This is a genomic window from Paenibacillus caseinilyticus, from assembly GCF_027533645.1.
In the GTDB taxonomy this organism is placed as follows: domain Bacteria; phylum Bacillota; class Bacilli; order Paenibacillales; family NBRC-103111; genus Paenibacillus_G; species Paenibacillus_G caseinilyticus.
The window spans coordinates 54273-72423 of sequence record NZ_JAQAGY010000032.1 but is presented as its reverse complement, the minus strand read 5'-3'; the positions used below and the strand labels follow the sequence as shown (position 1 = coordinate 72423).

The 18151-nt window shown below is 56.5% G+C and carries 14 protein-coding genes, 9 tRNA genes, 1 rRNA gene and 1 pseudogene; 21 read left to right on the top strand and 4 right to left on the bottom strand.

Annotated features, from left to right (window positions below; genetic code table 11):
• Positions 1 to 3 precede the first annotated feature (3 nt).
• From rrf to O9H32_RS30000, 11 genes are all read left to right on the top strand, one after another.
• Positions 4 to 120 (top strand): 5S ribosomal RNA (rrf, locus tag O9H32_RS30050).
• Between the two features lie 14 nt (positions 121 to 134).
• Positions 135 to 210: transfer RNA gene (locus tag O9H32_RS30045), tRNA-Phe, on the top strand.
• Positions 211 to 237: 27 nt separating this feature from the next.
• Positions 238 to 322, top strand: a tRNA-Tyr gene (locus tag O9H32_RS30040).
• A gap of 10 nt (positions 323 to 332) precedes the next feature.
• Positions 333 to 405: transfer RNA gene (locus O9H32_RS30035), tRNA-Lys, on the top strand.
• Between the two features lie 15 nt (positions 406 to 420).
• Positions 421 to 506: transfer RNA gene (locus O9H32_RS30030), tRNA-Leu, on the top strand.
• Between the two features lie 13 nt (positions 507 to 519).
• Positions 520 to 606: transfer RNA gene (locus O9H32_RS30025), tRNA-Leu, on the top strand.
• A 5-nt stretch (positions 607 to 611) separates the two neighbouring features.
• Positions 612 to 686, top strand: a tRNA-Gly gene (locus O9H32_RS30020).
• Positions 687 to 699: 13 nt separating this feature from the next.
• Positions 700 to 773, top strand: a tRNA-Arg gene (locus tag O9H32_RS30015).
• A 99-nt stretch (positions 774 to 872) separates the two neighbouring features.
• Positions 873 to 949 (top strand) — tRNA-Pro (locus O9H32_RS30010).
• A gap of 7 nt (positions 950 to 956) precedes the next feature.
• Positions 957 to 1027, top strand: a tRNA-Gly gene (locus O9H32_RS30005).
• A gap of 107 nt (positions 1028 to 1134) precedes the next feature.
• On the top strand, positions 1135 to 2571 hold the full coding sequence (locus tag O9H32_RS30000) for an amino acid permease (protein ID WP_269869788.1): 1437 nt from the start codon (positions 1135 to 1137) through the stop codon (positions 2569 to 2571).
• Positions 2572 to 2811: 240 nt separating this feature from the next.
• On the opposite strand, the gene O9H32_RS29995 is transcribed toward O9H32_RS30000, so the two are convergent.
• Positions 2812 to 3654 carry a helix-turn-helix transcriptional regulator gene (locus tag O9H32_RS29995; protein ID WP_269869787.1) on the bottom strand — a complete coding sequence of 281 codons (843 nt, stop codon included), beginning with the start codon at positions 3652 to 3654 and terminating at the stop codon, positions 2812 to 2814.
• 117 nt (positions 3655 to 3771) lie between these two features.
• Here O9H32_RS29995 and O9H32_RS29990 point away from each other — a divergent pair, with 117 nt between their 5' ends.
• Positions 3772 to 5850, top strand: a complete 2079-nt coding sequence (locus tag O9H32_RS29990; protein ID WP_269869786.1) for a beta-galactosidase — start codon at positions 3772 to 3774, stop codon at positions 5848 to 5850.
• A gap of 316 nt (positions 5851 to 6166) precedes the next feature.
• Here O9H32_RS29990 and O9H32_RS29985 read toward each other — a convergent pair whose 3' ends face one another.
• Complete coding sequence (locus O9H32_RS29985) at positions 6167 to 6631, bottom strand: hypothetical protein (protein WP_269869785.1); 465 nt, start codon at positions 6629 to 6631, stop codon at positions 6167 to 6169.
• A 155-nt stretch (positions 6632 to 6786) separates the two neighbouring features.
• Between O9H32_RS29985 and dctP the strand changes: the two are divergent.
• Positions 6787 to 7344: pseudogene (dctP, locus tag O9H32_RS29980) on the top strand (TRAP transporter substrate-binding protein DctP).
• A 77-nt stretch (positions 7345 to 7421) separates the two neighbouring features.
• On the opposite strand, the gene O9H32_RS29975 reads toward dctP, so the two are convergent.
• Positions 7422 to 8135 carry a 3D domain-containing protein gene (locus O9H32_RS29975; protein WP_269869784.1) on the bottom strand — a complete coding sequence of 238 codons (714 nt, stop codon included), beginning with the start codon at positions 8133 to 8135 and terminating at the stop codon, positions 7422 to 7424.
• Between the two features lie 405 nt (positions 8136 to 8540).
• On the opposite strand from O9H32_RS29975, the gene O9H32_RS29970 reads away from it, so the two are divergent.
• The 8 genes from O9H32_RS29970 (at position 8541) to O9H32_RS29935 (ending at position 17028) form a co-directional block, all read left to right on the top strand.
• On the top strand, positions 8541 to 9362 hold the full coding sequence (locus tag O9H32_RS29970) for a uroporphyrinogen-III synthase (protein WP_269869783.1): 822 nt from the start codon (positions 8541 to 8543) through the stop codon (positions 9360 to 9362).
• A gap of 116 nt (positions 9363 to 9478) precedes the next feature.
• The gene (locus O9H32_RS29965; RefSeq protein WP_269869782.1) at positions 9479 to 10399 is read left to right on the top strand and encodes an ABC transporter ATP-binding protein; all 921 of its coding nucleotides are present in this window, start codon (positions 9479 to 9481) and stop codon (positions 10397 to 10399) included.
• The gene (locus O9H32_RS29960) at positions 10392 to 11174 is read left to right on the top strand and encodes an ABC transporter permease (RefSeq protein ID WP_269869781.1); all 783 of its coding nucleotides are present in this window, start codon (positions 10392 to 10394) and stop codon (positions 11172 to 11174) included. The genes O9H32_RS29965 and O9H32_RS29960 overlap by 8 nt, the downstream gene beginning before the upstream one ends.
• Positions 11175 to 11607: 433 nt before the next feature.
• On the top strand, positions 11608 to 12405 hold the full coding sequence (locus O9H32_RS29955; protein WP_269869780.1) for a lipid II flippase Amj family protein: 798 nt from the start codon (positions 11608 to 11610) through the stop codon (positions 12403 to 12405).
• A 139-nt stretch (positions 12406 to 12544) separates the two neighbouring features.
• A complete protein-coding gene (gene phnC / locus O9H32_RS29950) occupies positions 12545 to 13315 on the top strand; it encodes a phosphonate ABC transporter ATP-binding protein (protein WP_269869779.1) in 771 nt (256 codons plus the stop codon).
• A complete protein-coding gene (gene phnE / locus O9H32_RS29945; RefSeq protein ID WP_269869778.1) occupies positions 13316 to 14107 on the top strand; it encodes a phosphonate ABC transporter, permease protein PhnE in 792 nt (263 codons plus the stop codon).
• A complete protein-coding gene (gene phnE / locus O9H32_RS29940) occupies positions 14104 to 14898 on the top strand; it encodes a phosphonate ABC transporter, permease protein PhnE (RefSeq protein WP_269869777.1) in 795 nt (264 codons plus the stop codon). The genes phnE (O9H32_RS29945) and phnE (O9H32_RS29940) overlap by 4 nt, the downstream gene beginning before the upstream one ends.
• A gap of 264 nt (positions 14899 to 15162) precedes the next feature.
• The gene (locus O9H32_RS29935) at positions 15163 to 17028 is read left to right on the top strand and encodes a FapA family protein (RefSeq protein WP_269869776.1); all 1866 of its coding nucleotides are present in this window, start codon (positions 15163 to 15165) and stop codon (positions 17026 to 17028) included.
• A 96-nt stretch (positions 17029 to 17124) separates the two neighbouring features.
• Here the strand turns inward: O9H32_RS29935 and O9H32_RS29930 are convergent, their stop codons facing one another.
• Complete coding sequence (locus tag O9H32_RS29930) at positions 17125 to 18093, bottom strand: phosphate/phosphite/phosphonate ABC transporter substrate-binding protein (protein WP_269869775.1); 969 nt, start codon at positions 18091 to 18093, stop codon at positions 17125 to 17127.
• Between the last annotated feature and the right edge of the window lie 58 nt (positions 18094 to 18151).

The window sequence follows — 18151 nt, the reverse complement described above, 5'->3', positions numbered from 1 at the left end:
CCGTTTGGTGATGATGGCGGAAGGGAACCACGCGTACCCATCCCGAACACGAACGTTAAGCCTTCCAGCGTCGATGGTACTTGGACCGCAGGGTCCTGGGAGAGTAGAACGTCGCCAAGCGGAGTTTAATATATGGCTCGGTAGCTCAGTCGGTAGAGCAGAGGACTGAAAATCCTCGTGTCGGCGGTTCGATTCCGTCCCGAGCCACCATAAATGACTTCTTGTCATTGTAATCCCGGAGGCTTAGTGAAGTGGCTAAACACGGCAGACTGTAAATCTGCTCTCATCGAGTTCGGTGGTTCGAATCCATCAGCCTCCACCATTTTTTTTATGAGCCATTAGCTCAGTTGGTAGAGCACCTGACTTTTAATCAGGGTGTCGTAGGTTCGAGTCCTACATGGCTCACTTTTAATTTTATATGCGGTTGTGGTGGAATGGCAGACACGCTATCTTGAGGGGGTAGTGGGCGTAAGCTCGTGGAGGTTCGAGTCCTCTCAACCGCACCATCTAACATCATATGCGGTCGTGGCGGAATTGGCAGACGCGCTAGATTCAGGTTCTAGTGGTGTAACAGCCGTGGAGGTTCGAGTCCTCTCGACCGCACCATATCTGCGGAAGTGGCTCAGCGGTAGAGCATCGCCTTGCCAAGGCGAGGGTCGCGGGTTCGATTCCCGTCTTCCGCTCCATTTTCTTTCATATGTTCCCTTAGCTCAGCTGGATAGAGCGTTTGACTACGAATCAAAAGGTCGGGAGTTCGAATCTCTCAGGGAACGTATTCTTTTATTTTTACATAGCCGCCGGAAGCGCTTTCTATTAGGGGCCAATGTTTCCTGATGTACGAGAGTGGTAAGGAATAAAAGAGTTATATTTATCGGGACGTAGCTCAGCTTGGTAGAGCACCTGGTTTGGGACCAGGGGGTCGCATGTTCAAATCGTGTCGTCCCGACCATTATTATGCGGATGTAGTTCAATGGCAGAACTCCAGCTTCCCAAGCTGGTAGCGTGGGTTCGATTCCCATCATCCGCTTCGCAGTAAGGAAGGGAAGAGCCGCAGCCGTGCGGCTTTTTTCTTTTTTTGGGCGAAAATAAGATCCATGTACCTCGCAATCATTACATCTAGAAGGAGTACAGAAGATGAGCAATGACAAATTGCAGCGCGGTCTTAAAGCGCGGCACATGACCATGATTTCGCTCGGCGGCTCCATCGGTACCGGTCTCTTTTTGGCCAGTGGCGGAGCGATTCATTCGGCAGGTGCCGGCGGAGCATTTTTGGCGTATTTAACTATTGGGATCATGGTTTATTTTCTAGTAACCTCGCTTGGAGAGATGGCCACTTATATGCCGGTGTCCGGCTCCTTCAGTACGTACGCTTCGCGTTTTGTGGATCCCTCCGTGGGGTTTGCCCTCGGTTGGAATTATTGGTATAACTGGGCTATTACGATTGCGGCCGAGCTTTCGGCAGCCAGCCTGCTTATAAAGTTTTGGCTTCCGGACACGCCTTCCCTTCCTTGGAGCGCCTTGTTTTTGGCTCTGATGATTGGCCTTAACTTGTTGGCGGTTAAAGGGTATGGAGAATCGGAGTACTGGTTTGCGATGATTAAGATTGTCACCGTAGTGGTGTTCATCGGTGTGGGCATTCTGATGATCTTCGGGATCTGGACGAATGAACCGATCGGATTCAGCAATTTGTATGTCGGGGAAGGTCCCTTCCCGGGCGGCTTCTTGGCTGTGCTTGGCGTCTTCATGGCTGCCGGGTTTTCTTTCCAGGGGACGGAGCTTGTCGGTATCGCCGCAGGGGAAAGCGAGAATCCCCGCAAGAACGTGCCGCGCGCTATCCGTACGGTTTTCTGGCGGATCCTTCTCTTCTATCTGCTCGCCATCGCCGTGATTGGTCTGCTTATTCCTTATACCAATGAGAGCCTGGCTGACGATAGCGTAGTGATGAGTCCGTTCACATTGATTTTTGAGAAGGCGGGTCTAAGTATTGCCGCTTCGGTAATGAACGCGGTCATTCTTACCTCAGTGCTTTCTGCAGGTAACTCGGGCATGTATGCTTCTACTCGAATGCTCTGGCAGTTGGCCAAAGAGGGGAAGGCGCCTGCCTGGTTCGGCCGTCTGAATCGTCATGGTGTTCCCATCCCGGCTTTGATTGCCACAGCGGCGCTCGGTATGCTGGCATTCCTCTCTTCTTTTTTCGGGGAAGGGGTAGTGTATACTTGGCTTCTCAGCGCTTCCGGGATGACAGGCTTTATTGCATGGCTCGGCATTGCTGTTAGCCACTACAGGTTCCGCAAGGCATATATCGCCCAAGGCAAGTCCCTGGACGATCTGCCGTACCGCGCGAAGTGGTTCCCAGTCGGCCCGATACTGGCCGGCATTCTCTGTACGATTGTAATTATCGGACAAAGCATGGGGGCTTTCAGCGGCGGTAAAGTGGATTGGGGCTACATGATCGCTTCCTATATCGGGATTCCGATCTTCCTGATCTTCTGGCTCTCTTATAAGATCAAGCATAAAACCAAGGTGTTAAAGCCGGAAGAGTGTGTCTTTGACGATGTAGTTAGCGAATAAACAAATATGGTTCCCCAAGTCGGTTCTCTCTGAGACCCGGCTTTTTTTGAACTATTAGAATTTATATCTCATCATCTCAACAGGGCTCGATCCTGTCATCTTATAGTTTTTATAAACGCGCAGCGTCCTTAAAGGACGGCGAAGCCGTCTATCTTCTCTGCCGGCTCTCAGGAAACGCTGGCCTGACTAACTTGATTAACCTGTCTCCCTCTATGACTAGCCTAACCTGCCCGAGACATGCTAATGCAGGCTGCGGTATTGCTCCGGTGTCATGCCGGACAGGCGGCGGAACGTGGCAATAAAATGGCTGGTATCCCGAAAGCCAACACGTTCTGCAATGGCTGTGACGGAGGGGGCGGGCCCTCCTCCAAGAAGCTCTTTGGCTCTGCGGATACGCAGGGACAGCAGGTAGGCATAAGGCGTTGTACCGTAGGCACGCCGAAATAAAGTGGTAAGATGCCGGGGGCTGTATCCCAGCACGGAGGCGATCTCGGCCATACCGACGCTCGGATTGCCATAATGGGAGTCCAGCCAGCGGGTAACAGGCTCCAATACCCGCAGATCGTCCGAGAGGGAGGGAAGCCGGCCCGGCATACCATACTGTTTGAGTGCGGTAAGAAACCGGTAAACTCCGCAGGAAAGCTCCAGTAAGGAGAGGGGAGGCTGCCGTTCCGCGGCTTCCAAAAGAAGCAGGGTTTCGGCATGCATGTCACTTCTCATGCCTGCTTCATTCCAACTCCAGATGGAGGGATAAGGAAGGCCAAGCGAGGTAAGGATGCCTTCCGCCTGTGCGCCGTCAAAAGTAACGTATGCCGTGGACCATTCGCCGGGAGAGCTTGCACCATAGATATGCGGCAGCTGCGGCGGGAGCAGAACCGCGGTGTGAACCGGAAGTCTCTCCTGTCTGCCGTCGAAGGTAATCACGCCTTCGCCGCGGACCGTAAGCAGCCAGTGATAGACGGGATAGCCCTGCGGCCGGGAGAAACGCTCCTGCTCCGGATTGAGGCCCACGCTTTCGAGATACAGCGGCAGAGGGGTCTCCGGGAGGGCGGGGATGCAGTGTTTTTTATCGATAGGAATCACCTCGGTTCAGTTCCGTATTCTTATATGAATTGACCAATTATTATATATATGAACTACATTCCTTATAGTACTATGAATATATTCTTATATTCAAACGTACACAAGGAGAGATGTCCTGTGATTAATAAGAAGCTGCCTAAGATGTTTTATGGAGGAGACTACAATCCAGAGCAATGGGACAAACCGATATGGGATGAGGATATGCGGATGTTCCAGCTCGCGGGAATCGACGTAGCCACAGTGAATGTGTTCTCGTGGGCCCTGCTGCAGCCAAGTGAAAACGAATACAACTTTGAGCTGCTCGACGAGATTATGGATAAGCTCCATGAGAATGGCTTGTATGCTTGCCTCGCGACCAGTACCGGAGCGCACCCGGCCTGGATGGCACACCGTCATCCGGACGTGCTTCGGGTGGACTTCCAGGGGCGCAAGCGCAAGTTCGGCGGACGGCATAACTCCTGCCCGAACTCGCCGACCTACCGGAAGTATGCACGACTGCTTGCAGGCAAGCTGGCCGAGCGGTACAAGGACCATCCGGCGCTGCTCGTATGGCACGTATCGAACGAATACGGAGGGGAGTGTTACTGTGACAACTGTGCGGCGGCCTTCAGGGTCTGGCTGCAGGAACGCTATGGATCGATCGAGGCGCTGAACAAGGCCTGGAACACCCGCTTCTGGGGTCACACCTTCTACGATTGGGAGGAGATTGTACCTCCGAACGAGCTCAGCGAGCAGTGGTCGGCCACGAGTACGAACTTCCAGGGGATTTCGCTTGATTATACGCGCTTCAACTCCGACAGCCTGCTTGAATGCTACAAAGAAGAGCATGAGGAGCTCAAAAAGCATACGCCTGACGTAATGGTCACGACGAACCTGATGGGCACCTTCAAGCCGCTCGATTACTTCAAATGGGCGAAGCACATGGACATCGTTTCCTGGGATAACTACCCTGCCGCGGACACGCCGTTCAGCCGCACGGCGATGACGCACGATCTCATGCGCGGCATCAAGGACGGCATGCCGTTCATGCTTATGGAACAGACGCCAAGCCAGCAGAACTGGCAGCCGTATAACTCCTTGAAGCGTCCGGGCGTAATGAGGCTGTGGAGCTACCAGGCGGTGGCCCGCGGTGCGGATACCGTCATGTTCTTCCAGCTGCGCCGCTCCGTAGGCGCCTGCGAGAAGTACCACGGTGCCGTGATCGAGCACGCCGGGCACGAGAACACGCGGGTATTCCGCGAGTGCGCTGAGCTAGGGGCGGAACTGCAGCAGCTCGGAGACACCCTTCTTGATTCGCGGGTGCCGTCGCGCGTAGCGATCGTATTTGACTGGGAGAACTGGTGGGCAGTCGAATTCTCCAGCGGCCCGACGGTAGCACTGAAGTATGTAGATGAAGTGCACAAGTATTACGATGCGCTGTACCGGGCCAACATCCAGGTAGATATGATAGGCACGGATACGGATCTCAGTGGTTACGATGTGGTGATCGCACCGGTGCTGTACATGGTGAAGGCCGGCTATGCCCAAAAGGTGGAAGACTTCGTGCAAGGCGGCGGTACGTTCCTGACCACGTTCTTCAGCGGCATTGTCAATGAGAACGACATCGTCACGCTGGGCGGGTACCCAGGCGAGCTGCGCAAGGTGCTCGGCATCTGGGCGGAAGAGATCGATGCGCTGCTGCCCGGCAAGCAGAACCGGATCGTGATGAAGCAGGAGCTTGGTGAGCTTCAAGGGGAGTATGCCTGCGAGATGCTGTGCGACCTGATCCACAGTGAAGGCGCGGAGGTGATTGCCGAGTATGGCGAGGACTTCTACAAGGGAATGCCGGTGGTAACAGCGAACCGATTCGGTCAGGGGCAGGCCTGGTACTTGGCTTCCAGTCCAGAGCCGAGTTTCCTGCAGGGCCTGCTCCAGCAGCTCTGCCGTGATAAGGGCATTGAGCCGCTGCTGGTCACGCCGGACGGTGTGGAAGTCTCCCGCCGCCGTAAAGACGGCAAGGACTACTACTTCCTGCTGAATCACAACGGCACGCCGCAGGCGGTGGATGCCGCTGCACTGGAAGCGGTCGATGTTTTGTCCGGAGAGAAAGCGGCCGGTCCAGTGGAACTGCCTCCCCACGGCGTGGTGATCCTCCAGGCGGCCGCTCCGGCGGAGAGCAGCACGTGCTGCGATACGCAGGGTGTGCTCAGCCGGTAATGGGCAGCGTGTCCCAACAGTACAAGGGTAATGACGAATAGAATAACAGCCCCATAGAGCAGGCAGTTACAGGACCTGCCCTACGGGGCTTTTATTTGTCTTTTCAACCCAAGGTGAGGCGATAGGATGAATGGCAGTGTAAAACCAAGTCAGCTCCCGCCTCAACATGGCAAGAGGCTGCTGTGCGTTAGGCGCTGTACTGCTTGGGCGAGGAATGGATCTCGGTCATGTGGGGGGTGAACTCGCCCTCCATCTTCGAGACGACCGCGGTAGCTACCCCGTTGCCAATGAGCTTCGTGACGGCCCGGGCCCCTCCTTAGGAACCGGAACCGCCGCCTTGATTCTCGCTGCTCTGTCCGGATCCGCCTTCCTCGCCCTTTTCTTCGCCTTTTTCTTTCTTTTTCCCGTCCTCTTCCTTCCCTTCTTCCTTCTGGCTATCCTTTTTGTTCTGGGTTTTCCACGGGTTGCCGCCTTTGAGGACTTTATCCTCATACTGCAGCTCCCTCAGCATGGTTTTCTCTCTTTCCTTTTGGAGCTTTTCCAGCGTTTTCTTTTCGGCTTCGCGGCGTTTCACGGCCTGCTCGTTCTCCTGCTTTTTGAGTTCCTGGTACATCTTCATATGCTGCTGCAGCTCGGTGTCGATGGGGGGCTTGGACTCTTGTGGTGCGCTCTGTGCCTTGGCACCGCCTTGCTGTTCCTGCGCCTTGCCGCATCCGGCAAGCAGACAGGTGCTGGCCGTCAGACAGATCAGAAGGCGGGGGATGTGTTCTTTTCGCAGCATGTTCACCGTTCCTCCCTTGGCTTCGCTTCGGCAGATCTTGTCATTAGTGTAACCGGAAGAGAGTGAGTTCATGAGAGGGGAGAGGCTGTACCGAGGAATGGATTGCTGTATACTAAAGAACCGCTCTAGCCTATTGGAGGAACGGATTCAAGCATATGACCTCGAATCGGGGACCGATCCTGCATCCGCAGGATATGGCCGGACAGCGGTTCCGGGTGCTACCGGGACGGGTGATCGAGGAGCAATTCGGCTTGTTGGGCGTCTCCGTGCTCCCCATTCCGTTCAATAACACCTACTAAGCGCTCGAGACGGGAATCGTCGACGGCGGCGAGAATACTGTGTCCAACATTCACTCGAAGAAATTCTGCGAAGTCCAGAAGCATATGACGCTGACCTCGCACGGATGTTTGAACTATGCCGTGCTCATGAACGAAGCGTTCTGGAGCCGGCTTCGGCCGCGGGAGCAGGACCTGATCCGGGACGCCATGGAGGCTGCGACGCAGTGGGCGAACCAGAACGCGCAGCAGATGAACGAGAGCAAGCTTCTGGAGCTGGAGAAGTGCGCGGGGCTGCAGATCCACCATCAGACGCCGGAGGAACGCAGAGAATGGATCGAAGCGCTGGAGCCTTTGTATGACAGGTTCGAAAGGCTGTTCGGTCAGGAACTGATGGACAACGTCAAAGCACTGCAGGCCAAATATGGCGGAAACTGACCTCATCGGAGGCTCCATCGTATCCGCCGTTATTTGGCCTGTTTCTTGTGTGGAGCTGCCGCAGACATGGGGCTCTGTTAGACGGCATCCCCGGAGAGTACATACACTTTGACATTCTTCTTCACGCCGAACTGCCGGGCCTGCTGCACATCCTGCATGTAAATATCGATCCGGGCCCCTTGAATCGCGGAGCCGGTATCCTCGGCCTTGCGCAGGCCGATGCCGTCGATGAAGACGGTAGAGCCGATCGGAATGAGCTCGGGATCGACGGCGACCGTACGTCCCTCCTCGGCCCGGCTGCCGCTGTATGTAATGCCGTAAGCCGGATTGCCTGGCGATTTGCCTGTAGATTCCGCTCCCGAGGTATATGCGGTGAGCGTGGAAGTGAGCACCTGGCTCACGACACCTTCCCCTTCGGGAAGCCGAAGCGAGGCGCCGAGCGGCGGGATGTCGAGCACTTGTCCGACTTTCAGCCGCTGCGAGTCGGAGAGGGCATTGGCGGCATACAGATCCGAGACGCCAATGCCGAAGGAGCGGGCGATACGATAGAGCGTATCGCCGGTACGGACTTCGTAGCGGATGGCCTCGGGCAGTTCTCCGCTGCTTCCCGAAGGGGAGGGGGACGAGTCTGCCCCGCAGTCGTAAGGGGCCATATAGCAGGTTATATCGGCGGAACCGTCATGGGATAAGGGAATGGCATAGGCTGCATGGACAGGCAGCAAAAGCAAAGCAAGGGTGCTGCCGGCCAGTAGCAGGCGGCGTGTCAGCTTGTAAGGTGATGCAGGGTTCATGGCTCAGCGTTCCTCCTCTAGCATTACTGGCTTGTAAGCGAGTTGATAGTACTAGACTTGCCACATCTTACGGAAACTAAACCTACATGTGGCAGCGTGGAGGGCTGTCCGCGGTAAGGATGCAGAGATCCATCGGGGGAGCCGCAGAGGGGATTGATAGGTAAATGCGAACAGAATCCATAATAATTTCATCTAATGTTCGCGTTTCTTTTAGGAATAAGAGAATTTGATGAATAAGATAAGCAAGAATGTATTGAAAAATGCCCTTCTGTGGGTTATAGTACAACTAATTCGTTATGTCAGGATACATTACATGTTACTTGGAGGCGGGATTCCATCTCTCTTGCTTCTGTAATGAAATGATAGAGAAGGTGTCCGGTGAAACAGAAGGAAAGGGGCGAAACCATGCGCAGGTTGGAAGGCAAACGTATCGCACTGACGGGGCCGCGGAAGGCGGCTGAACTCAGCATTATCGTAGAAAAGCTCGGCGGTATTCCGGTGGTCAGACCGGCTCAGGGGTCCGTAGCGATGGAGAGGGAGGGGACCGAAGAAGAGATCCGCAAGCTGGTCCGTGAAGGGACCGACTGGATCGTGCTCACGACGTCCCAAGGCACAGGGATGCTGCTGGAGGTAGCCGAGAGCATAGGGCTGAGGGAGGACTTCCTGGAGAAGCTGCGGACGATTCCTGTAGCAGTCCGGGGTTATAAGACCGTGAAGTATCTGAAGGAACTAGGGATTGAGCCGACGGTGAAGGCGGATGACGGCACGACGGACGGCATTCTCCGTGCACTGCAGGAGCGTTCTCTCGATCTCAAGGGCCGCAAGGTTGCCCTTCAGCTGTACGGGGATCATGCGCCGAGGCTGGTCGAATGGCTTGCCGGCCAGGGGGCTCAACACTACGGCATTCTGCCGTACCGGCATGTGCCGCCTGACTTGACGGTCGTCGACACGCTGCTCGGCGAGATTCTGGCAGGCGAGATCGATGCCGTCACATTCACCTCGACGCCGCAGGTCCGCTTCCTGATGGCTTATGCGCGGGAGCAGGGATTGGCAGACCGCTTGTTGGAAGCGTTCCGGCATCGTGCCGTAGCCGTGGCGGTAGGCAAAGTGACGGCCGAGGCACTGCGGGACGAGGGGATCGACCGTGTCGTGGCGCCGGAGGAAGAGCGGATGGGGAGCATGATCGTTTCGCTTTCGAAGTATTATGAAGATCAAGAGGAAGCTTGAAGAACGGAAGGATCCGTTTGGACCTCCTCCTAAGGTATGGTATACTTTTCCTGTTTAGGAAGGGTTACGATACCTTTTGGCGTTGTACTGCTGGCTTACTTAATGGAGGAGCGATAATGGAAACGAATGTGGTGGAGCTCCGGGGCGTAACGAAGCAGATCGGGGGCAAGACGATCGTGGATGGGCTGACCTTCAACGTGCGTCCCGGTGAAGTATTCGGATTTCTCGGACCCAACGGTGCAGGCAAAACGACGACCATCCGGATGATGGTCGGATTGATTTCAATGACAAGCGGCGAGGTGCGCATCGGCGGAAAGAGCGTAACGGGAGAGTTCGAGGCGGCGATGGTCCAGGTGGGCGCGATCGTGGAGAATCCCGAATTCTACGGGTTCATGACGGGATATCAGAATCTCGTGCACTTTGGGAGAATGATGCCGGGGGTCACCGAGCAGCGGATTCAGGAAGCGGTGGAGCTGGTGCGCCTGGAGAGCCGGATCGGGGATAAGGTGAAGACCTATTCGCTCGGCATGCGGCAGCGTCTCGGTGTGGCGCAGGCCATCCTGCACCGGCCTTCGGTGCTCGTGCTGGACGAACCGACCAATGGGCTCGATCCCGAGGGGATCCGAGAGCTCAGGGACTATCTGCGTCAGCTGGCGCGGGAGGAGAATATCGCGGTGATCGTCTCGAGTCACCTTCTCTCGGAGATGGAGCTGATGTGCGACCGGGTGGCGATCATCCAGAACGGGCGTCTGCTCGACGTGCGCTCGTTCCGGGAGACGCCGGGCGAAGCGGACGGCGTGGCGGTCCACTTCGAAGTGGATGACGCGGACAAAGCCAGGGAACTGCTCGCCGGAGAATGGGAGGCGGCAGGTACGCCGTCGGAGCTGGAGGTTCGGCTGCCGGACCGCAGGGAGAGCGTCGCCGCCCTGAATGCAAGACTGGTCGGAGCGGGCATCCGCGTCTATGGCATCCGCATCCAAAGCAAAACGCTGGAGGATCAATTCCTCGAGGTGACAAGGGGGAATCGGATTGTCTAGCCTGCTTTCGCTTGTACGCAATGAACAGATGAAAATATACTCACGCACCCGCACATGGATTATGCTTGGTCTTCTGGTGTTCCTGGTGCTGGCCATGGGCATCCTCATGAAGTATAAGCTCGAAACGGTCATGCCGATGAGCCATGCGCTGGAGTTCATGAGTTCCGCCCAGATGCTGGCTTCGTTCATTACCATATGCACGGTTATCATAGCGGGGGATATCGTGGCTTCCGAATTTTCGTGGGGTACCGTGAAGCTGCTCCTGATCCGTCCGGCTTCGCGGGGCAAAATCCTGTTCTCCAAGTACCTCTCGGTCCTGCTCTTCCTGCTTACGATGCTGCTCCTGCTCTTCATCGTATCGTACTTCACCGGACTGATTCTGTTCGGCATGGGCGGTGCGGTTGCCCCGGACAACAGTCTGCCTGTCCTGATGCGGGGCTACGGGCTCAAAGCAGTCGATATTCTGATGACGGCGACGCTGGCCTTCATGATCTCGAGCGTGTTCCGCAGTTCTTCGCTTGCGATCGGGCTGTCGATCTTCCTGATGTTCACCTCCGGAACGGCCATGGTGGTTCTTGTCAGTCTGAGATACACATGGGCGAAATATCTCTTGTTCGCGAATACGAATCTCTCGCCATATTTCGAAGGAGGGGGAGCGCCGCTGATGGAAGGAATGACGCTCGGATTCTCCCTTATCATGCTGGTGCTGTACTGGCTGGTATTCTACGGTATATCCTGGGGCGTATTCACGAAGCGCGATGTGGCGGGAAGCTGACAACAGCGCGTCGGCAGGCTGCAGTATCGATAACCAACGTGACTCCATTCCTTTGGGAGCGGGTCACGTTTTTTGTTAATATATAAGCTCGCTAGGGCTCGACCCTGTCATCTTATATATCTAAATAAACGCGCATCGACCATAAAGGACGGCGAAGCCGGTTATCTTGTCGGGTTGCCGGGGGAGAGCGTAGGGAATGCACGTTCATGGTCTGGATCCGGGTCTGTGAAGGAAGCCCGATGGAGCTCATTAATCCCGCTTCAACCCCTTACGGTACCCTGCTTCCCATTCAGGAAAAGGAGATGAATCTGGTGGCGATACATGGTACATTCCTTCTGAAAGCTGGGAGGTGCTCGGGCCGAGTGCCCTCTCTGGTCAAGTACTTGGCGATGCTCCTGCAGGCCAAACGGCAGCGCGGCGGAGCGGCAGGTCCATGAGCACGGGGCTGCTTCTCATCTGTCTCCTGACGCTCGTCATTCATGCGGCGGAGACCAGCTCCTATGCGATCCGGCTGGCCGGCATCCGCAGCCGGAAGCTGGCTGTAGCTCTGTCGCTGACCGGCATGGTGCTGCTCGTGGCCCGGACATCGAATTTATTCCAATCCAAGTACGTCGGGGCGTTGGTGGATGAGGCGAAGGCGGGCCAGGGCGCCGATCTCGGCATGCAGCTGCACCTGATTCTCGGAGGCGCGGCTCTTGGGACACTGGCCTCTATCCTGCTCTTCCCAACGCTGGCCTTCCTCTCCATGAGGCTGGTAGCCCGCCTGGAGGCGGTAGGTTCGATCCCTGCGCTTATGCGCGAATCGGTCTCCGTAGATAAGCTGAAGATGGTTAGGCACTATGCCCGTCTGCCGAGATTGCAGATGCTCTCCCGGCTGCGTATCGGCGGTATTCCGAAGCGGCTCCTTCTGCTCAACACGTTGATTACGGGCATCTATACGGTGGGCGTGCTCTCGGCCATGTACGCGGCCTTCTTGGTTCCCCAATCGGCGACGGAGGCAGTAGGCTCTTCCGGCATCATCAATGGGGTCGCCACGATCCTGCTGACGCTGTTCGTCGATCCCCGGGTAGCGTTGTTGACTGACCGCGTCATGGGCGGGAAGACGTCTGAGGCCGAGATGCAGCGGATGTTCGGTCTGCTGATGATCTCCCGCCTGGCCGGTACGCTGCTGGCGCATCTGCTGCTGTGGCCCGGCGCCCAGTTCGTCGTCTGGTATATATCGCTCGACTAGGTCTATAGACCCCGGATGAATACAAGTTGGAAATTTAAGGTTTCGTAAAAGGGTCTCATGGGAAAAAGGAATACCTCGGTTTATGTCGAATACGATGAAGGTCAGCTAAATTTTGCTTAAAGGGGCTAACGGGTAGCTTATGATTGAATTCCAGAATGTATCGAAGGTCTATCCCAACGGTACGGCAGGTCTCAAGAACATTAACCTGACGATCAAAAAAGGCGAGTTCATCGTCATCGTCGGGCTGTCGGGAGCAGGTAAGTCCACGCTGCTCCGTTCCATAAACCGCCTTCACGAAATCACCGACGGTCAAATTCTGATCGACGGCCGTTCGATTACGGGGGCCAAAGGGCTCGAACTGCGCCGGCTGCGCCGCGATATCGGGATGATCTTCCAGAGCTTCAACCTGGTCAAGCGGGTGTCCGTGCTCCGCAACGTCCTCTCGGGCCGGGTGGGCTACCATTCGACGCTGCGCACGCTTCTCGGCCTGTTCCCGAAGGAAGACGTGGAGCTCTCTCTGAAAGCGCTCGAGCGCGTCAACATCCGCGAGAAGGCCTATGCCCGGGCGGATGAGCTCTCCGGCGGCCAGCAGCAGCGCGTGTCCATCGCCCGGGCCCTCGCGCAGGAAGCGAAGATCATCCTCGCGGACGAGCCGGTCGCTTCCCTGGATCCCCTGACGACCAGACAAGTCATGGACGACCTGAAACGCATCAATCAGGAGCTCGGCATCACGACGGTAGTCAACCTTCACTTCATCGATCTGGCCCGGGAATATGCCACCCGTATCATCGGGCTGCGTGCCGGCGAGGTGGTCTTCGACGGTCCCGTATCCGAAGCGACCGACGAGAAGTTCTCGGAGATCTACGGACGCGCGATCAAGAAGGACGAGCTGCTGGGGGTGGATGCGTAGATGACGCCCACCGAACGCAAGGACATCCTGAAGAAGCCGCCGCGCACGAAGTCTTATATGACGACGCTGCTGCTTATCGTACTCTTGTGGTGGAGCGCGGATATGACGGACTCCAGCCTGTCGACGCTGATCACGGGCATGCCCGAGATGGGCAAGCTGCTCGTCGAGATGGTTCCCCCGGACTGGAGCTATATCGACGTCGTCTGGGCGCCGATGATGGAGACGGTCCAGATGGCCGTCATCGGCACGACGGTCGGCGGGATCTTCGCGATTCCCGTCGCTCTGCTGGCCGCAGGCAACGTCACGCGCTCGCCTTGGATCTACCAGCCGGCGCGGATGATCTTGAACCTGATCCGGACCATTCCGGAGCTTCTCTTCGCAGGTCTCTTCGTAGCGATCTTCGGGATCGGCGCGGCACCGGGCGTACTGGCTCTCGCGTTCTTCTCCTTCGGCCTTATTACGAAGCTGACGTATGAGTCGATTGAAGCGGTCGATCCAGGTCCCCTCGAAGCCATGACAGCGGTCGGTGCGAACAAGCTGCAGTGGATCCACTTCGGCGTGCTGCCGCAGGTGGCGGCACAGTATATGGCGTATTTCCTGTATACCTTCGAGGTCAATGTCCGCGCCGCCGCGGTGCTCGGGCTCGTAGGTGCCGGGGGGATCGGTCTGTTCCTCGACCGGACGCTGCAGCAGTTCCGTTATGACCGCGCCTCGCTGATCATTCTGTTAACGCTGGCGATCGTTCTCGTGATCGACTACGTCAGCACGAAGGTGAGGGAGAGATTGTTATGAGAACGGAGACATCCAAGACTTCTTCTTTCCGTATCCGGTATTGGCTGGTAGCCTTGGTCGTTCTGGCGATTTATATTTGGTCCTTCCTCGGTATCGAGTTCGGGGGGCTAACCGAGAACGCAGGACGGGATTTCGTGACGATCCTCAAAGGATTATTCAGCCCCGACTGGAGCTATGTGTATATTCCTGAAGGCGAGGACTTGCTCCGCGGGCTGCTCGATACGCTGGCGATCTCCATCATCGGTACCTTCATCTCGGCGATCTTGTGCGTGCCGTTCGCCTTCTGGGCGGCAGTGAACATGAGCCGCCACGGCTGGGTATCCGGCAGCGGGAAGTTCATGCTGAGCTTCATCCGTACCTTCCCGGAGATCATCATGGCGATTATCTTCATCAAAGCGGTCGGTCCCGGGGCCTATGCCGGGGTGCTCGCGCTCGGGCTGCACTCGATCGGGATGCTCGGCAAGCTGTATTCCGAGGCGATCGAGAACCTGGACCTCGGGCCGACCGAAGCGCTGACGGCCTGCGGCGCGAACCGTCTGCAGGTGCTGTGGTTCGCGGTCATTCCGCAGGTGCTGCCGCACTTCTTCTCCTTCGCGCTGTACCGCTTCGAGATCAACATCCGCTCCGCGTCCATTCTGGGGCTGATCGGGGCCGGCGGGATCGGCGCCCCGCTGATTCTTGCGCTGGAAGCGAGAGCATGGGACCGCGTCGGTGTGATCCTGCTCGGCATCATCGTCATGGTTACGGTCATCGACATCATCTCGTCGTCGATCCGCAAGAAGCTCGTATAGAGCCCATCGGCCCCATGCAGGCAAGCCTGCTCTCCCAAGATCCGGGAGGGCGGGCTTTTTGCAGTATGGCTGCTGCGCCTCATACACCGCCGGGCCAAAGAGGCAGAGGCCGGCGAAGCGAAGGCGACATCCAAAATGCGAGTTATGATTTGTCTCCCGGGAACCGATACTAATGGATAAGAAGACCAGGCCGGAGTGCCTGCCGGAGCCGCCTTGGAGTCAAGGCCACCTATCCTGCGGATTTCGGCCTACGGAGGAGTGCAGATGAATAATCACATCAGCGATGATGAGCTGCTGGGACTGATCAAGAACATGGATCTCGAGGAGACGGCTCTGGAGAAGGCAGAAGTGCGGGCTGCAGGCGATTCCGCCCCGTCCGGCGAAGGGGCTGCCGTCTCCGTGGAGAATAACCAGATCCTGGTGAGGGAGATAAAAGGCGGAGCTTATCCGGTCGTGGAAGCCCTTCCCCCCGTCCAGCTGTTTAAGAATGGTCAGCTTGTGGAGGGGAAGACCCGTGTGGGAGCGGGGGATAAGCTGGAATGGCAGATTGCCCGCGAACCTCTGTACCGGATTGAAGTAGCGGAGAACAAGCTGGAGGCCTACTTCCAGCTCCTGTCTAAGGTAAGGCATGGATGGAACCTCTTGGACCGGCAGGCAGACGCCCATCTGGTTATCGAGGCGGTGGAGGACAAGAATGTCGTACTCGAGACGGTGAATCTCTCTGAAGTCATGAAGACGCTCCAGAGCATGGCGATCGTGAAGAATATCCGGAGCTCCGTCATCTTCCAGGAGCTGGCGAATCCGACGCATGAACGGCGCATCGTAGCCAAAGGAGTCCGGCCCGAGCCGAGCCAGGATGCGCGTCTGGAGCTGTATTTCTCGCAAGAGGTGCAGAGCAGCATCGATGAGCAGGACCGCAACAAGGCGGTGGACTACCGCAATCACCTGCATATTCCCTCGGTCAAAGGCGGCGACCTGATCGCCAGGAAGTTCCCTATGGTTCCCGGCGTCATCGGCTATACGGTATACGGCGAGGTGATCGAGCCCGTACCTCCCACAGATATCACGGTCATTGCCAAAGAGAACGTGGAGATCCGGGGAGACGGAGAAGTCTATGCGATGAAGGACGGGCGGCCCAGGGTGACAGGTACGCATCCCGTCCGGTATTTCGATATCGCGACGGCCTATGTCGTGAACGGGGATGTCGATCTCAAAACCGGGAATATTGCATTCTCCGGGGACGTGATCGTCCACGGCAGCGTCAAAGAAGGCATGATGATCGAGTCTCTCGGGAACGTCTATATCTTCGGCAATGCTTATCAGGCGACGGTGACGGCTACAGGCAGCATCCAGGCGACCGGCAACATCGTCAAAAGCCATTTCTATTCCGGGTATTACGGGGTCCTGTTCAACCGCCTCTATATTAACTGTAAAGCGTTGAATGAAGTGCTGGCCCATCTGATTCAAGCCAGTCAGCTGCTCATGAGTGTCATCGAGTCCAAAGGCCAGATCGTGCGGATCGGGCAGGTTCTGATGACGCTGATCGAGAGTAAGTTCAAAGAAATTCCGAAGACTGCAGCGGATACGCTGGCCTGCGTCAAGAGTATCCAGCGCTTGGCGAGCAAGGAAATGAATGAGCTTCGCGACCAAATTACGCTGCTGACCGATCCCAGGCGAATCCTGGCCTTGGATTCGTTCAACTTGATCTATGCGATCCAGAATATTGTCCGCGAGACGTACGATATGGTGGAGCGCATGCAGGAGATCGGGGCGGACATCGACGTCGGCCAGTGCTATCTGTCCGAGGCGAAGGCGACTGGCGACATCCTCATCCGCAAGGAGGGCGTGCTGCAGAGCAGCCTGTACTCCAAGGGCAGCATCACGTTCTTCGGCCGGGATGCCGTCTGCCGGGGGAGTCAGCTCGATGCGCAGGATACGATCACGGCTCATGTGGTAGGCGGGGACTTCGGCGGGGAGACGATGCTGAAGGCGGGAAGGCGTATTACCATGCACCGGATGAACCCGGGCAAGCTCTGTATCGGCAAGCTGTGCCGGCAGATTCTGCAGCCGATCAAGCAGGTGAATGCTTATGTGCAGGATGATGAGCTGGTATTGGAATTTGAGAAATAAGCAGAGTAACCTAAGGATAGCAATGAAAAAAGCACTGCGCTGGGGCGCAGTGCTTTTGGGGATGTGCCGGATTATCCCATTGATGGGGCAGCCGGTTTATTTGCCGCTGATCAGCTTGTTGTATTCGCGTACGACATCGAACTTCTTGTCGTCAGACTTTACATAACCGCGGTGGGAGTAGACGTCATAGATGATCTGCTGGCTTGCAGGATCTTTGCCGATCTCGATGAACGCTTGAGCGATCTTCTCTCTCCACTCGTTGGACATATCCGTACGCACGGTGATCGTGTCGTTAGGAATGGCGGAAGTGAAGGTGAGCACCCGGGTCTTCTCGAAGATGTCCGGCATATCTTTCTTGACGGTGTTACGGGCATCCTGGAAGATTGCAGCCGCATCGACTTGGCCGTTAACGACGGCGAGCACGCCTTTGTCATGGCCTTTCACTTCGATGCTTGTTACGTCTTTCTCCGGGTCGACGCCGGCTTTCTTGAGCTCGTTGGCCGGCCATACATATCCGGCGGAGGAAGTTACGGCCTGCCAAGCGACTTTCTTGCCTTTGAGGTCCTTCAGTTCCTTGATCGGCGAATCGGCCTTGACGATAATCATCGCCTTATAGAAGTCGACGAGGTCTTTGGTCTCGGCGCCTGTTGCGTCTTCGATGCCGAAGCGCTGAGCCTGGAGCAGCAGATCCGCCGCTTTGCGCTCGTCATGAGCCATGACATAGGAAGTCGGAGGCAGGAAGCCTACGTCCACCTGCTTGGAAGCCATGGCTTCGATCACCGTATTATAGTTCGTGGAGACGGATACCTTCACCGGGATGCCGAGCTTGTCCCCAAGGAGCTTCTCGAGCGGCTTCGCTTTGGCTTCCAGTGTTTCGGCGTTCTGGGACGGCACGAACTGTACCTTCAATTCTTTCGGAGCATAACCGTTGGCAGCGGGAGCTTCTTTCTTATCCGCTGGAGCAGGGGTTGCGGGCGTTGTATTCTCTGTTTTTTGACCGCAGCCGGCTGCAAGACCCGCCGTAAGTACGAGAGACAGACCGAGTGTTGTGAACTTCTTAAACATGGAATTGACCTCCTGTTAAATGGGCTTCGTGCAATCAACAATGACTACTATACCACAA